Below are 14,204 nucleotides of genomic sequence, written 5' to 3' on the forward strand. Positions count from 1 at the left end.
CCCTGTGCCTGTGCGTCTGCGCAGCAGGGCTCTTCGCTGAGGGCCTGTCGCAACAGGACTACCGACGTGACCGAGTGGTCCTCGCCCACGTCGCCGTCCACCCCGGCCTGACGGCACAACAGATCGCCCGCGCCCTCGGCATCCGCGAGCCGGCAATTGCCCGCGCTCTCGGCCGCCTCACCGACGACGGCCTCATCTGCTCGGCCGCCGACAGCGCGACGTACAGCCTCGGCTCCGGTCACCCCGCCGTCTGACGCGCTCGATCCGGCACTCGGCAGCGCAATTCATGCTGCACCCCGCTACATAGCCGACGATCCCCGGTTAGCCAAACCGGGGATCGTCCGGAGCATTTAAGTCGTTCGCGCGGCTGTGCTTGGCGGTGGAGCCGCGGCGGATGCAGTAGGTAGCACGGTAGTCCGCGAGGAGGAAGCGAAGAACGGTCACTTGCTGCCCTGATGAAGTCGGCACCTATGGCTGAGAAGTAATGGAGCCTCCGCCTATGTGGATTCTCCATGCCTTGAAGGAGAGTGAGCACCCCTGTCCGTTCCCATAAAGAAGCTCCCCCCGAATGCGAATGGGAAAGTGAGGTACCGCTTTGTGGCCGATGTAGGGATCGACCCTGTCACGAAGAAGCGCAAGCAGCTGACCCGCACGTTTGACACGCTGAAGGAAGCGAAGGCCGAGTACGCACGCATCACTAACCGTCGCCACGAAGGCACGTTCATACCGCTCAACAAGATCACCGTGAACGAGTGGCTTGACCGGTGGTTGGCTATGAAGGCCGAAGACCTGGAAGAAACCACCATCTACAACTACCGGATCACCCTGGACCGAGTACGGGGGAAGCTGGGCCATATCCGTCTTCAGGAACTTACTGAAGAGGACGTAGAAGCGTGGATGCACTGGTCTCTTCAGTACGGGCGTGTACGTGGTAAAAGGGCCGGTACTCCGCTCGGAGTGACCAGCGTGGACATGAGCCTCGCCCGGCTGAAGGAAGCTCTTAACCGAGCTGTCACGCGTCGACTGGTGTCCCTGAACGTGGCCGCGCACGTGAGCATTCCGCGTAGGGCACGCAAGGAAGAGCGGAAGACCAAGCAGGAAGTGAAGCCCTGGAACGTTCAGGAGGTTCGGACGTTCGTCCATGGCGTCAAGGAAGAAAGGATTTACGCTCCGCTCCTGCTGTCCCTCATGGGCCTACGCCCGGCTGAAGTCTGCGGACTCCGGTGGGAAGATGTCGACCTGGAAAATGCCACCATCACCATTGCCAACACGCGCACGATGATGGGCAACCGCTACGTGGTGGAGAAGGACACGAAATCCATGGCCGGCGAGCGGGACCTCCCGCTGCCCGCTCCGGTGCTGGCTGCTCTCAAGGCATTCAAGGCTCTCCAGGCCAAGGAGCAGACAGCTCTGGGCGAGGCTTACATGCTCTCCGGCTACATCCTGGTGCATGAGACCGGAGAACCCTTCACGATCAAGCAGCTCCGCCGTTTCGTGTACCGGCTCATGGCGACCCTCGGACTCCGTCGCGTTCGCCTCTCCGACGCTCGTGCGGCGTGCCTCACATACCTGGCCAACAAGGGTGTGCCGGACCATATCCTTGCGCGATGGGCCGGACACTCGAACGTGAAGACCACCAAGAGGTGGTACATCAAACCGGACGTGGAGGATCTCCGTGAAGCCGCCACAACTTGGCACGGCCTGCACGAGGATCCGACCCAAGCGTGTGAGAAATCGTGAGATGTGAGAGCGTGCGGGCGTGAGTGAGATACCGATGCACACCCTGCAGTACCGCTCTGACGGGCCAGAAGACGCTCCAGTCTTGGTTATGGGTGCCTCACTGGGTACCACATGGCACATGTGGGACCGGCAGATCCCCGAGTTGACCCGCCACTGGCGCGTCATCCGCTTCGACCTGCCCGGTCACGGCGGCTCGCCCGCCCACCCGGCGTCCTCCGTCGCTGAGCTGGCCGACCGCGTGGTCGCCACTCTCGACTCGCTGGGCGTGGACCGGTTCGGCTACGCGGGCTGTTCCATCGGCGGAGCCATCGGCACGCAGCTGGCACTGACCCGCCCGCAGCGGGTCACGTCGCTCGCGCTGATCTCCTCCTCGCCGCGCTACGGCACCGCGGATTCCTGGCGTCAGCGTGGCGTGGTCATCCGGACGAACGGTCTGGACCCGATCGCCCGTACCGCGCCCGAGCGCTGGTTCACCTCCGGCTTCGCGGGCGCCCAGCCGGCCATCGTCGAATGGGCCGTCCAGATGGTGCGGACCACCGACCCCGGCTGCTACATCGCCGCCTGCGAGGCGCTGGCCGCGTACGACGTCAGATCGTCCCTGAACAGAGTCGGCGCGCCGACCCTCGTCATCGTCGGGTCCGAGGACCAGGTCACGCCGACCACCGACGCCCGCACCCTGGTCGCCGGGATCCCGGACGCCGGCCTGGCTCTGGTGCCCGGCACCTCGCACCTCGCGCCCGTGGAGCAGCCCGCGGCCGTCACCGAACTCCTCATCCGGCACTTCACCACCAGCTGGCACGACAAGCCGGGGCCGGGCGGCCAGGCGGCGATCGGAGCCGCCGCGCCCAAGCCGGTACTCGCGCCCCCGCCGCCTCCGCAGACGGCACCGGCCGCCATCGAGTCCGGGCTCGCGCAGCCCGAGCTGGTGCGCGGCAGCGCGTACGAGCGGGGCATCAAGGTCCGGCGCGAGGTGCTCGGCGATGCGCACGTCGACGAGGTCGAGGCGACCACCGACGACTTCTCCGGTGAGTTCCAGGACTTCATCACGCGCTACTCCTGGGGCGAGACCTGGTCCCGTCCCGGGCTCGACCGGCGCACCCGCAGCATCATCACGCTCTCCGCGCTGGTCGCCGGCGGCCACCGGGACGACCTGGCGTTGCACACCCGGGCCGCGCTGCGCAACGGCCTCACCCCGTCCGAGATCAAGGAAATCCTGCTGCACACCGCGGTCTACTGCGGCGTCCCGGCCGCGAACGCCGCGTTCACCGTCGCCCAGCGCGTCATCCGCGAGGAGACGACGCCGGAGGGGTGAGGGCGGGGAGGAGGCCGGGCGGGGTCGGGGTCGGCTTGGGCCCTATGGTTTTTTCCCCGCCGCCCACCCCCCTTCGGGGGGTGGGCGGGTGTAGTGATGCGGTTTCCCGCAGCCCCCCAGCCGGCCCCCGCCCTCTCCCGCGCGGCAGGATGGCAGGTATGGAACTCACGAAGAAGACTCACGCCTGTGTCCGGCTGGAGAAGGACGGGCAGGTGCTCGTCATCGACCCGGGGCTGTTCACCGAGCAGGACGCGGCGGTCGGCGCCGATGCCATTCTCGTGACCCACGAGCACATGGACCACTTCCACGAGGACCGGCTGCGCGCGGGCATGGAGGCCAATCCGGCCGCCGAGATCTGGACCCTGGCCAGCGTCGCCGACCAGCTCTCCGCGGCCTTCCCCGGCCGGGTGCACACCGTCGGCGAGGGCGACACGTTCTCCGCCGCCGGCTTCGACGTCGAGGTGCACGGCCAGCTGCACGCCGTCATCCACCCCGACATCCCGCGCGTCACCAACGTCGGCTTCCTCGTCGACGGCACGGTCTTCCACCCGGGCGACGCGTTCACCGTCCCGGAGGGCCGTGCGGTCGACACGTTGCTGCTGCCGGTCCACGCGCCCTGGAACAAGATGTCGGAGGTCATCGACTACCTCCGGGAGGTCGCACCGCGGCAGGCCATCGACATCCACGACAGCCTGCTCCAGGACCACGCGCGGCCGGTCTACGACGGCATGATCGGCAACCTCACCGGCACCGATCACAGCCGCCTCGCCGCCGGCCGCAGCACCGACGTGGGCTGACCGTCACCGCCGACTGTCAGTCCCTCGCTGTAGGTTTACCGGCATGCGCATCGCGACCTGGAACGTCAACTCGATCACCGCCCGCCTCCCGAGGCTGCTGGCCTGGCTGGAGAGCACCGGCACGGACGTGCTGTGCATCCAGGAGACCAAGTGCGCCCTGGAACAGTTCCCCGCCGACCAGCTCCGGGAGCTGGGCTACGAGTGTGCGGTCAACGCCAACGGCCGCTGGAACGGCGTGGCCCTGATCTCGAAGGCCGGCCTGGAGGACGTCGTGCTCGGCCTGCCCGGCGGCCCGGAGTACGACGGCGCGGAGGAGCCCCGCGCCCTCTCCGCGACCTGCGGCCCGGTCCGCGTCTGGTCGGTGTACGTCCCCAACGGCCGCGAGGTCGGGCACGCGCACTATGCCTACAAGCTGAGCTGGTTGCAGGCGCTGCGCAGCGCGGTCGCCGAGGACGCGGCGGGCGACCGCCCGTTCGCGGTCCTCGGCGACTTCAATGTCGCGCCGGCGGACGAGGACCTCTGGGATCCGGCCGCGTTCGAGGGCCAGACCCACATCACCCCGGCCGAGCGCGAGGCGCTGGCCGACCTGCGCGGAACGGGCCTGAGCGATGTGCTGCCCCGCGCCCTCAAGTACGACCGCCCGTTCACGTTCTGGGACTACCGCGCCCTGGGCTTCCCCAAGAACCGTGGCATGCGCATCGACCTCGTCTACGGCAACGCCCCGTTCACCAAGGCCGTTTCGGACTGCTACGTCGACCGCGAGGAGCGCAAGGGCAAGGGCGCGTCCGACCACGCGCCGGTCGTCGTCGATCTGGAGATCTAGGGCTTTTCATCCGGGGCAAGGCGGCGGGCGGCGCGAACCGTGCCCGGCTCTCGCTGCCCGCCTTTCCCGGCTGTACCGACGCGGGCGAGAGCCGGCCCGGCCGTCCTACGGGACGACCAGTACGCGGCCCAGCTGTGCGCGGCTTTCCAGCAGTTGGTGGACCTCGCTGGTCTCGGTCGGTGGCAGCCGGGTGTGGACCGCCGCGCGCAACAGCCCCTGGGGCGCGTACTCGGTGAGTTCGGCCAGGTCCTTCAGGGACTGTCCGGCGTCGGCCGCAGGGGCGGCGATGAGGGAGAACCCGGTGACGGTTCTCAGGGCGAACAGGTCGGTGACGGGGATGCTGCCGAGCTCGCCGCTCGCGGCTCCGTACGCCACCAGCCGTCCGTACGGGGCCAGTACGTCCGGGCTGCGGCGCAGAATCTCGCCGCCGGCCGCGTCGAGGACGACATCCACGCCGCCGGGCGCGTAGCCCGCCCCGGGCCACCGGCGCCGCTATCGGGAGCGCGCCGGCCGTGCCCGCGCCGAGAGAGTTGGGTACCCGGACGAGCTGTCGCGCGTCCGCGACGGCGAGGTCGCAGAACGCGTCCTCGGAGGACTCGCGCAAGCGGCACTCGGTCTACGGGTTCCGGCACGGCCACATCAGCGCGCTGCTCGCCGAGGAACGCCCGGATCTGGACGCCGAGTTGCCGGCCCACCTCCTGATCGGCGCGCTGCAGAACGGGCCGATCGTGCACCTGCCGGCGTAGGGGAAGGCCGACGGCTTGCGGTGTCGTTGCGGCTGCTGGTCACTGGCGTGCGGGAGAAGCGACGGGCCGCCGGCGCCGGGTCGGGCCTGCCACTCGCACCTGGCCGTTGACGTCCGGCGGAAAGGGGGGGGGGCTCGCTCCGTCAGGCGTCAACGGGCGGGTGGCGTACGGCGATCCCGTCCGTTGACGCGCAGAGCGGTGGCTCCGGCGGATGCGGTCCGGGGGGCTCGAACGGCAGGTGTCAACCCGTCGAACGGGGGCTCGTCGCGCCGCGCGCCTGTGGCCAGGGTCCGGGCGTGGATGCGACCCTGCACACCATGAACATGTCTTTCCTGGACAAGTGGCGCAAGCGCCCGGAGGCGGACCGTCCCGTGCCGCTCACGGACGCGGTGCGCGACGATCCCGACAGCGTCGCCGAGCTGCTGTCCGAGTGCGAGCTGCTGCGGGCCCAGGCGGCGGACGCCGGTGTGGAACTCGACGATTCCGTACGGTCGTTGGAGGCGTTGGACCAGTTGCAGCCGGTGTGGCGGGACGATCCGGAGGTGCTGCCCTGGCTCGGCAACGACGCGGGCCTGTATCTCGGTACGGTCCTGGTGCGTACGGTGCGCGGCGCGGTGTGGCAGGTGTGGCCGGACGGTCAGCCGGTGGTGCGGCTGGAGTCGGGCCGGGAGATCGATGTGGTGTCGGCCGGTCATGAATGGGCCGATGTCGGGGCGCCGGAGCTGTCCCAGGTGTATGCGGAGGTCGCCGAGAGCTGAGTGCGGCGGGTTGTGTGGGGCTGCGGTCCGCGGTTCCTCGGGTTCTCCACTCTTGTCAGGACCGTCGTGCGTGTCAGCGGAGAAGTGCCGGTTTTGTCCGGGTAAGTTGCACAATCTCCGCTGTACGGATGAGAGTGGGCAGGTCTGCATATGGCCGGTGATGCGCTGATTGAAATGCGCGGGGTCAACAAGTACTACGGGAAACTTCACGTCCTCCAGGACATCGACCTCACCGTCGGCCGCGGCGAGGTGGTGGTGGTCATCGGCCCCTCCGGGTCAGGGAAGTCCACCCTGTGCCGGGCCATCAACCGCCTGGAGACGATCGAGTCCGGCACCATCACCCTGGACGGGAAGCCGCTGCCCGAAGAGGGCCGCGCCCTCGCCGGGTTGCGAGCCGAAGTCGGCATGGTCTTCCAGTCCTTCAACCTCTTCGCGCACAAGACCGTCCTGGCCAACGTCATGCTGGCGCCGGTCAAGGTCCGCAAGAAGAGCAAGGACCAGGCCGCCGTGCGCGCCCGCGAACTCCTGGAGCGGGTCGGACTCGCCTCGCAGGCCGAGAAGTACCCCGCCCAGCTCTCCGGAGGCCAGCAGCAGCGCGTCGCCATCGCCCGCGCGCTCGCCATGGAGCCCCTCGCGCTGCTCTTCGACGAGCCGACCTCTGCCCTGGACCCGGAAATGATCAACGAGGTGCTGGAAGTGATGCAGCAGCTCGCCGCCGACGGGATGACCATGGTCGTCGTCACCCACGAGATGGGATTCGCGCGGTCCGCCGCCAACCGCGTCGTCTTCATGGCCGACGGCCGGATCGTCGAGGACCGCACGCCGGAGGACTTCTTCACCTCGCCGAGGAGCGAACGCGCCAAGGACTTCCTGTCCAAGATCCTCAAGCACTGAACGGGGGCGCTGTGATGACGCACCTGCACTCCTGGCGCCTGCGCCGCCCCCTCGCGGCCCTCCTTTTCACCGTCCTCGCCCTGGCCGCCACCGGCTGCGGCCGGGAAGGCAGCCCGCCGGCCAAGGGCCCCAGCGCCGACCAACTGCCGCACTACACCGTCGCCTCCGGCTTCCGGCTGCCCGCCTCTCCCACTTGGACGAAGGCGAAGCGCCGCGGACACCTCGTCATCGGGGTCAAGGAGGACCAGCCCTACCTCGGCGAGCGAGACCCCTCGTCCGGCCGGTACTCCGGCTTCGACATCGAGATCGCGAAGATGATGTCCGCCTCGCTGGGCTTCGCCCCCTCCACCATCGTCTTCAAGACGATCGCATCGGCCAACCGCGAGACGGCGCTGCAGAACGGCCAGATCGACCTGTACGTCGGCACGTACACCATCAACCCCAAGCGCAAGAAGCAGGTCGGCTTCGCCGGTCCGTACTACATGGCAGGGCAAGGGCTGCTGGTGCGCTCCGACGAGAAGGGCATCAAGGGGCCGCAGGACCTCGCGGGCAAACGCGTCTGCTCCGCCGCCGGTTCGACGCCGTACCAGCGCATCAAGGCCGACTTCCCCCGGGCCGACCTGGTCGGGTACGACACCTACTCCGTGTGCGTGGACAACCTGCTCACCTACCAGGTCGACGTGGTCACCACCGACGACGCGATCCTGCTGGGCTACGCGGCGAAGGCCCCCGACGAACTGAAGGTCGTCGGCAAGCCCTTCTCCCGGGAGCCGTACGGCATCGGCGTCCCGCGCCGGGACACCGCGCTGCGCCTCGCCCTCGACGACGCTCTGGCCGCCCAGGAGAAGAACGGCAACTGGAAGAAGGCGTACGAGGCGACCCTCGGCCTGTCCGGGACTCCCGCGCCGAAGCCGCCGCCGATCGACCGCTACCCGGCGGGCTGAGGAGAGAAGGAACCGACCGATGAACGTTCTCCTCGACAACCTCTCCCTCTACGGCGAGGGCCTGCTCGGTACCGTCGAGCTCACCGTCTACGCCTCGCTGCTCGCGCTCGCCCTCGGCTTCCTCATCGCGGCCTTCCGCGTCGCCCCGGTCGGCTCGCTCCGCGCCTTCGGCACGGTCTGGGTCACCGTGCTGCGCAACACACCGCTGACGCTGCTGTTCTTCGCGGTGCTGCTGGGGCTGCCGCGGTTCGGCCTGGTGCTGCCGTTCAAGCTGTTCGCGGTGCTCGCCCTCGGCTGCTACACCTCGGCGTTCATCTGCGAGGCGGTGCGCTCCGGCATCAACACCGTGCCGGCCGGGCAGGGCGAGGCGGCCCGCAGCCTCGGCATGACCTTCCCGCAGATCCTCGGTGACGTGGTGCTGCCGCAGGCGTTCCGCTCGGTCATCCCGCCCATCGGCTCCACGCTGATCGCCCTCGCCAAGAACTCCGCCATCGCCGGATCCTTCAGCGTCGTCGAACTGCTCGGCACCTACAAGACCCTCAACGAGCTGGGCTACAGCATCATCTGGTCCTTCATCTGGATCGCCGTCGGCTATCTGATCGTGACCCTGACCATCAGCGCGCTGTTCAACGTGCTGGAGAAGCGCTGGGGAGTCGCCCGATGACCACCGCCCTCTACGACCTCCCCGGGCCGAGGAGCCGGCGGCGGCACCTGCTCTACGGCACCGGCGCGAGCGTGATCCTCCTCGCCCTGATCGGGTGGATCATCTCTCTGCTCTTCGACACCGGACAGTTCACCGCGCAGAAGTGGACTCCCTTCACCTACAAGGGAATTCAGGAGCTGCTGCTCACCGGCCTGGGCAACACCCTCAAGGCGTTCGGCTACGCGGCGGTCCTCTCGATGGCGCTCGGCGCGGTGCTCGCCTGTGCCCGGCTCTCCGACCACCGGGCGGTCCGCTGGGCCGGCACCGTGCTGGTCGAGTTCTTCCGCGCGATGCCCGTCCTGGTCATGATCTTCTTCGTGTACGTGGCGCTGAAGGTCGAGCCGCTGCCCGCCCTGGTCACCGGACTGACGCTCTACAACGGCTCGGTGCTCGCCGAGGTCTTCCGTACCGGCGTGAACTCCGTCGAGCGCGGGCAGGGCGAAGCCGCGTACGCGCTGGGCATGGGCAAGACGCAGGTGATGACGCACGTCCTGGTGCCGCAGGCGGTCCGCGCGATGCTGCCCACGATCATCAGCCAGCTGGTCGTCGCCCTCAAGGACACCTCGCTCGGCTTCCTGATCACCTACGAGGAGTTCCTGCACGCCGGCAAGCTGATCGCGTCCAACCTCGACTACGACCTGCCGTTCATCCCCGTCGTCATGATCATCTCGCCGATCTACATCGGGATGTGCATGCTGCTGTCCTGGCTCGCCCACTGGGTCTCCCGGCGGCAGCGGCGCAATCCGAAGGTGGAGGCCGCGGAGGTCGGCGCCGCGGAGCCGGGCACGCTGCTGCCCGGTGCCGGGCCCGGCCTCCCGAAGCCGCCGCACGCCTGACCCCGGCCTCGTCGCCGCCCCGTGCCGCCCGCTCTCAGCGGATGCCGCGCGCGAGCCACGGCGTGAGCGCCCCGCGCAGGATCAGTTCCTTGTACGTCTCGTCGCCGGGCAGCGGCACGATCAGCCACTGGCCCGGCGGGAAGGACCGCGCCTTCACCCAGGCCGTCCCGCCGTACACGGACCGCAGGAACGCGGGGACCGAGGCGCGGGGAAGGTCAGGGAACTCCACCCCGTCGACGATGATCTTCGCGTCGTCCTCGGGGAACAGCTGGACGCTGACGGCGGGGCTGCCGCCCAGCTCGACGTATGCCTCGTGCGGCAGCGAACCGTCCGGGTCGAGCACCGCGAACGCCCCGGCCGCGGTGCGCCGGGAGGTCCGGTCGGCGCCGATGTCGTCGGTGACCGTCATTTCCAGCCGGTACGCGTCGGCGATCTCCCGGATCGCGCGGACGGCGGACTCGGTGGTCGGCAGCTGCGGGTGTCCCATGCCCCCGATCCTGCCGGACGGCCGGCGGAGCCGCGCCGGGCGCGACGCGGCAGGGTGCGCCCGGCCCGGCCGCTACAGCCGCACCGGAAGCGACGAAAGCCGCCAACTGCCGGGCAGCGGGTCGCGCCTGAGCTCCTCGGGGGCGACCGCCAGTCGGACGCCCGGGTAGCGGGAGAACAGCCGGTCGAACGCGACCTCGCCTTCCTGGCGCGCGAGGGTGGCGCCCAGACAGTAGTGCATGCCGTGCCCGAAGCCGACGTGGTTCTCGGCGTGCCCCGCGGGGTGCCGGGTGATGTCGAGACGCTCGGGGTCGTCGTAGTGCCGGGGGTCGAAGTTGGCCGCGACCAGGCTGAGTTGGACGGCCTCGCCGCGGGATATGGGCGCGCCGGCCAGCTCGATGTCCTCGGTGGCGTACCGCAGTTGCGTCGCCTGCACCGGGCCGCACCACCGCATCAGTTCGTGGACGGCGCGCGGCAGCAGCGCCGGGTCGTCCCGCAGCAGGCGGAGCTGGTCGGGGTGGGTGAGCAGCGCCGTGGTGCCGTTGCCGATCAGGTGGGCGGTGGTTTCGTGCCCGGCCAGGACCAGCGTGAGCACCATCGTGACCATCTCGACGTCGCTGAGCCTGCCGCCGTCGTCGTCGTGCGCCCGGATCAGCTCGCTGAGCAGGTCGTCCGTGAGCGCGGCCCGGCGGCGGCCGATCAGCTCGTGGATGTGCTCGATCATCGGGATCATGGTCCGGGCCAGCCGCTCGGGCTCCAGCGAGACGAGATCGGCTCCCCAGATCCGCCACTGCGCGCGGTCCTCCTCCGGGATGCCGACCAGCTCGCAGATCACCGTGATCGGCAGCGGATAGGCGAAGTGCTCGATGAGGTCGACGACGCCGTCCTCGGCGTACTCGGGGAGCCGGTCCAGCAGCGCGTCGGCGATCTCCGTCACCCGCGGGCGCAGGTCGGTGATCTTCCGTGCGGTGAAGGCGCGGGACACCAGGCGGCGGAGCCGGGAGTGGTCGGGGGCGTCCTGGTTGAGGATGGAGCCGAGGAAGTAGACGTTCAGTTCCTCGGGCAGGCCGAACATCTTCAGCATCCGGGTCATCGGATCCTCGCCCGCACTGCTTTCCGAGTGCTCCCGGTTGTTGGCGAAGCGCTGGTCCCGCAGCACCTCGCGGACCTCGTCGAAGCGGGTGACGAACCACAGCGGTGAGTCGTCGACGAACCGGCCCCGGACGACCGGGCCCTGCTCGCGCAGCGCGCCGTAGCCGCGGAACGGGTCGGTGATCAGCGCGGGATCCATCACGTTCGGCTCGTCCGGGTGCTTTCCGACGTGAACGGTCAGCGTGGCGGGTGGTGTTGCCGGGCTCTGTTCGGTGGGTGCGGACATCGTCGGTTCTCCTCCGGGTAGGGAGTCAAGGACGCAGCTGGCGGCGCATTTCCTCCGCGCTGAGCTGGGCGATGTGCTCGTAGACGGCGATGATCCCGGGCGCTGCCCGAGCCGCCGCCTCGCGTACGCGGTCGGCGTCGGGCAGCCCATCGGGCGTGGCGGTGGGGCCTGCCGGGGTCTCCAGCGCGGCCTGCACCGTATGGGCGAGCAGGCGGGCCCGGGGTTCGGTGACGGCCGGGGCGCGGCTATCGAGGTAGGTGTCGGCCATGAAGAAGCCGACGAGTATCGCGATCAGGGTGTACCGCTGGTCCGCGAGGGCCATGTCGTCGCGCACCAGGCCGCAGGCGCGCAGCGCGCCGAGATGCCGGTCCAGCGCCCGGTCGCCGTGCGCCACCAGCTCCGCCAGCTCCACGGCGGCGATGTCGCCCAGGCGCCCGAGCACGCCGGAGTCGTCGGTGTGGACGGCGCGCAGCACCGGGCTCTCCAGGGCGTCGCAGTAGTAGCGGCTCATCACCGCGCTCGGCAGCACCTCCAGCGGATCGGCGCGCATCCGCGCCAACTGCCGCTCCAGGGCGTCCTGTTTGCTGTCGAGCACGACGGCCAGCAGCAGCGCGTCCTTGGTCTTCCAGTGCAGGTAGACGGTGCCCTTGCCGACTCCGGCGCGACGGGCGATCTCCTCGATCGTCACCCGCCGGTACCCCCAGGCCACCAGCAGCTCACCGGCCGTCCGCAGAATCCGCTCGCCGCGCCCTTCCAGCTCCACGCCCTCCCCCTCGCCTTCGTGACCAGATAACGAATCCGGTCACAGAGTCAACGGTAGGGCGCGGAAGGCGGGCTCAGTAGGCGGATTCCGGACAACTCGCGTGGGTGGGGCAGGACTTGCGGCCGGTCAGCCGTCCTGTCTAGTCGCGCACCGGTACCGACATGTACGACGGGTCGGCGGCCGGAGAGGAGAAGGTCAGTGCGGCGCCGTGCGGGTTGTGTGCGATGTAGAGCGGGTCGACGGTGTCCACGACCACGGCGAGCCGGTGCCCGGCCGGGACGTCGTACGCCGTCGAGAAGAGGTCCAGATCCACGCCGAACGGCCGGTTCGGGGCCTTGCCGTGGAAGGTGAACGGCGCGTGCGTGACGAGCTTGCCGACGCCGAGCGGGCCGACGTCGTAGAGGTAGGCGATGGCGGTGCCGCTCTCCGCCGTGCTGGTCAGGGTCGTGTGCAGGCGCGCGGTGCCGCGGATGTGCTGCTGGGCCGCGTACCGGTCGGACTGCCAGACGGCGGCCAGGGAGCGCGGCAGCAGCGGGATCGAGGCCATCGGCGGCGCCTTGAGGAACTGGTCCAGCATGCTGGAGAGGAAGATCAGCCCGCCGTCGGCGCCGGAGTCGAGGTTGGTGGCGGTCCTGTGGGTGCCGCCGAGCGGGATACTCCGGTGCGCGGACGGTACGTCCTGCCAGCTCCGGTAGCCCTCGTAGGCGCCGGTGGAACGGGACTTGAGCTGGACCGGCGACTCGCGGTCGATGCCGTTGTCGGCGCCCTTGAGATAGTGGTCGAACCACCGCTTCGTGCTGGTCCAGGTGTCGTTGGGCAGCCCGAACAGGCCGGTGGCCTCGGCCGTGGCGTGGTCGCCCGGACGGAACTCCAGCCGCTTGGGGCCCTTGAGCTTCTCGAAGAAGTCGGCGTACTGGTTGGGCGGGAAGAGCGAGTCGCCCCAGGCGTTGCCGAGCATGACGGCCGCGCCGTTCGCGTTGATCTTGTCGAGGTAGGTGGCGGGCGAGCGCTTCCTGCCCCAGGCGATCATGTCCTTCTCCTTGGCCAGGTTCGAGCCGAGGAAGTCCTTGAGCACGCCCTGGAGTTCGGCGCTGGGACGGCCGGTGAGGGCGCCGGCCGCGCCGAGCATCGCCCCGGCCTGGAGGTGCTGGGTCCGGCCGCTGTAGATCGAGCCGATCAGGTCGGCCCAGCCGCTGAGGGCGGCGACCGCCTTGATCCGCCGGTCCTGCGCGGAGGCCAGCAGGCTGATCCCCGCGCCGTAGGAGACCCCGCCCATGCCGACCTTCTGCGGGTCGGCGGGGGTGTGGGCGAGCGCCCAGTCGATGACCTTGGAGGCGTCGGCGATGTCCTGCGGTCCTGCCGTCTCGATCTTCCCGCCGGACTGCCAGAAGCCGCGCACGTTGTATCCGATGACGACGTACCCGGCGTCGGCCAGCTTCTTCGCCTGCGCCATGTACTCGATCTGCGGCATCGCCCAGCTGGTGGGCAGCACGATGACCGGGAAGCGCCGGGTGCCGTCGGCACCGGCCGGGGTGAAGACGTTGGCCTTGAGCGTGACGCCGCCGTCGCCGGTGATGTCGACGAACTTCACGGCGGAGCCGGTGGCCGCCGCGGTGCGGTCGGTGTGGGCGGCGGCGCCGGAGGCGGCCGGGGCGCCGGCGAGGACGGTGGTGGCGAGGACCGCGGCGGAGACGGTGCCGATCGCGGCGCGCAGCGTCGTGCGGGAAGGCGTCATCTTCTGCTCCAGATCGTGATGCGAACCGGCGGCCGCTGTCCGGGGAACCCGGGGAGGCCCGGAGGCGTCCCGGCGCATGCCGAAGGCATCCGCCGACAGGAGGGGCGGCCGACGGTTCGAGGTGACTGGAGAGTAAAGTCCGGCGCTTACCGCAAGTAACCCGTCGGTAGGTTACGGATGGGTAACGCAGTGGTGTCCGTGGTCGTCCCGTCCGTAGGGAGCAAGGTGCGGCGGATCCGGGTGCGGGCGGAACTTCCCTGGAGGCGTGGGGAGTTGAGGGGGCAGGGGC

The 14,204-nt window shown here is 69.6% G+C and carries 16 protein-coding genes; 11 read left to right on the forward strand and 5 right to left on the reverse strand.

Translation table 11 applies throughout. The annotated features are described in order from the left end of the window. The 5 genes from LIU39_RS33695 to LIU39_RS33715 all read left to right on the forward strand — a co-directional run. Positions 1–254, forward strand: a 254-nt coding sequence (locus LIU39_RS33695; RefSeq protein ID WP_227050786.1) for a MarR family transcriptional regulator, incomplete at its 5' end; no start/stop codon positions are given. 343 nt (positions 255–597) lie between these two features. Then, the gene (locus tag LIU39_RS33700; protein WP_227050787.1) at positions 598–1,740 is read left to right on the forward strand and encodes a tyrosine-type recombinase/integrase; all 1,143 of its coding nucleotides are present in this window, start codon (positions 598–600) and stop codon (positions 1,738–1,740) included. A 34-nt stretch (positions 1,741–1,774) separates the two neighbouring features. Further along, complete coding sequence (gene pcaDC, locus LIU39_RS33705; RefSeq protein ID WP_227050801.1) at positions 1,775–3,052, forward strand: bifunctional 3-oxoadipate enol-lactonase/4-carboxymuconolactone decarboxylase PcaDC; 1,278 nt, start codon at positions 1,775–1,777, stop codon at positions 3,050–3,052. A gap of 158 nt (positions 3,053–3,210) precedes the next feature. Then, positions 3,211–3,849, forward strand: a complete 639-nt coding sequence (locus LIU39_RS33710; protein WP_227050788.1) for an MBL fold metallo-hydrolase — start codon at positions 3,211–3,213, stop codon at positions 3,847–3,849. A 43-nt stretch (positions 3,850–3,892) separates the two neighbouring features. After that, positions 3,893–4,672, forward strand: a complete 780-nt coding sequence (locus LIU39_RS33715; RefSeq protein ID WP_227050789.1) for an exodeoxyribonuclease III — start codon at positions 3,893–3,895, stop codon at positions 4,670–4,672. Between the two features lie 105 nt (positions 4,673–4,777). Here LIU39_RS33715 and LIU39_RS33720 read toward each other — a convergent pair whose 3' ends face one another. Next, positions 4,778–5,125 (reverse strand): zinc-binding dehydrogenase, encoded by a 348-nt coding sequence (locus tag LIU39_RS33720; RefSeq protein WP_227050790.1) that lies wholly within the window; start codon positions 5,123–5,125, stop codon positions 4,778–4,780. A 59-nt stretch (positions 5,126–5,184) separates the two neighbouring features. On the opposite strand from LIU39_RS33720, the gene LIU39_RS33725 reads away from it, so the two are divergent. From LIU39_RS33725 to LIU39_RS33750, 6 genes are all read left to right on the forward strand, one after another. After that, positions 5,185–5,418, forward strand: coding sequence for a hypothetical protein (locus tag LIU39_RS33725; protein ID WP_227050791.1), 234 nt, complete (start codon positions 5,185–5,187; stop codon positions 5,416–5,418). A gap of 317 nt (positions 5,419–5,735) precedes the next feature. Beyond that, a complete protein-coding gene (locus LIU39_RS33730; RefSeq protein WP_227050792.1) occupies positions 5,736–6,176 on the forward strand; it encodes a DUF6278 family protein in 441 nt (146 codons plus the stop codon). A 150-nt stretch (positions 6,177–6,326) separates the two neighbouring features. Then, the gene (locus tag LIU39_RS33735; protein ID WP_227050793.1) at positions 6,327–7,070 is read left to right on the forward strand and encodes an amino acid ABC transporter ATP-binding protein; all 744 of its coding nucleotides are present in this window, start codon (positions 6,327–6,329) and stop codon (positions 7,068–7,070) included. A gap of 14 nt (positions 7,071–7,084) precedes the next feature. Continuing rightward, positions 7,085–8,014 (forward strand): glutamate ABC transporter substrate-binding protein, encoded by a 930-nt coding sequence (locus LIU39_RS33740; RefSeq protein WP_227050794.1) that lies wholly within the window; start codon positions 7,085–7,087, stop codon positions 8,012–8,014. Positions 8,015–8,033: 19 nt separating this feature from the next. Further along, positions 8,034–8,678, forward strand: coding sequence for an amino acid ABC transporter permease (locus tag LIU39_RS33745; RefSeq protein ID WP_227050795.1), 645 nt, complete (start codon positions 8,034–8,036; stop codon positions 8,676–8,678). After that, positions 8,675–9,553 (forward strand): amino acid ABC transporter permease, encoded by an 879-nt coding sequence (locus LIU39_RS33750; RefSeq protein WP_227050796.1) that lies wholly within the window; start codon positions 8,675–8,677, stop codon positions 9,551–9,553. Before LIU39_RS33745 ends, LIU39_RS33750 begins: the two co-directional genes overlap by 4 nt. A gap of 34 nt (positions 9,554–9,587) precedes the next feature. On the opposite strand, the gene LIU39_RS33755 is transcribed toward LIU39_RS33750, so the two are convergent. The 4 genes from LIU39_RS33755 to LIU39_RS33770 form a co-directional block, all read right to left on the reverse strand. Further along, positions 9,588–10,040 (reverse strand): hypothetical protein, encoded by a 453-nt coding sequence (locus tag LIU39_RS33755; protein ID WP_227050797.1) that lies wholly within the window; start codon positions 10,038–10,040, stop codon positions 9,588–9,590. 72 nt (positions 10,041–10,112) lie between these two features. Then, positions 10,113–11,417: a cytochrome P450 family protein gene (locus tag LIU39_RS33760; protein ID WP_227050798.1), complete on the reverse strand. Its 1,305-nt coding sequence runs from the start codon at positions 11,415–11,417 to the stop codon at positions 10,113–10,115. Positions 11,418–11,442: 25 nt separating this feature from the next. Then, complete coding sequence (locus LIU39_RS33765; protein ID WP_227050799.1) at positions 11,443–12,180, reverse strand: TetR/AcrR family transcriptional regulator; 738 nt, start codon at positions 12,178–12,180, stop codon at positions 11,443–11,445. Between the two features lie 139 nt (positions 12,181–12,319). Further along, positions 12,320–13,915 carry an alpha/beta fold hydrolase gene (locus tag LIU39_RS33770; protein WP_227050800.1) on the reverse strand — a complete coding sequence of 532 codons (1,596 nt, stop codon included), beginning with the start codon at positions 13,913–13,915 and terminating at the stop codon, positions 12,320–12,322. Positions 13,916–14,204: the final 289 nt, after the last annotated feature.

The organism is Streptomyces pinistramenti (genome assembly GCF_020564935.1).
Classification (GTDB): Bacteria; Actinomycetota; Actinomycetes; order Streptomycetales; family Streptomycetaceae; genus Streptomyces; species Streptomyces pinistramenti.

Coding starts and splice junctions, on each gene's coding strand:
- pcaDC (WP_227050801.1), top strand. CDS start 1,775: ATGCACACCCTGCAGTACCGCTCTGACGGGCCAGAAGACGCTCCAGTC.
- LIU39_RS33710 (WP_227050788.1), top strand. CDS start 3,211: ATGGAACTCACGAAGAAGACTCACGCCTGTGTCCGGCTGGAGAAGGAC.
- LIU39_RS33715 (WP_227050789.1), top strand. CDS start 3,893: ATGCGCATCGCGACCTGGAACGTCAACTCGATCACCGCCCGCCTCCCG.
- LIU39_RS33730 (WP_227050792.1), top strand. CDS start 5,736: ATGAACATGTCTTTCCTGGACAAGTGGCGCAAGCGCCCGGAGGCGGAC.
- LIU39_RS33735 (WP_227050793.1), top strand. CDS start 6,327: ATGGCCGGTGATGCGCTGATTGAAATGCGCGGGGTCAACAAGTACTAC.
- LIU39_RS33740 (WP_227050794.1), top strand. CDS start 7,085: ATGACGCACCTGCACTCCTGGCGCCTGCGCCGCCCCCTCGCGGCCCTC.
- LIU39_RS33745 (WP_227050795.1), top strand. CDS start 8,034: ATGAACGTTCTCCTCGACAACCTCTCCCTCTACGGCGAGGGCCTGCTC.
- LIU39_RS33750 (WP_227050796.1), top strand. CDS start 8,675: ATGACCACCGCCCTCTACGACCTCCCCGGGCCGAGGAGCCGGCGGCGG.
- LIU39_RS33755 (WP_227050797.1), bottom strand. CDS start 10,040: ATGGGACACCCGCAGCTGCCGACCACCGAGTCCGCCGTCCGCGCGATC.
- LIU39_RS33760 (WP_227050798.1), bottom strand. CDS start 11,417: ATGTCCGCACCCACCGAACAGAGCCCGGCAACACCACCCGCCACGCTG.
- LIU39_RS33770 (WP_227050800.1), bottom strand. CDS start 13,915: ATGACGCCTTCCCGCACGACGCTGCGCGCCGCGATCGGCACCGTCTCC.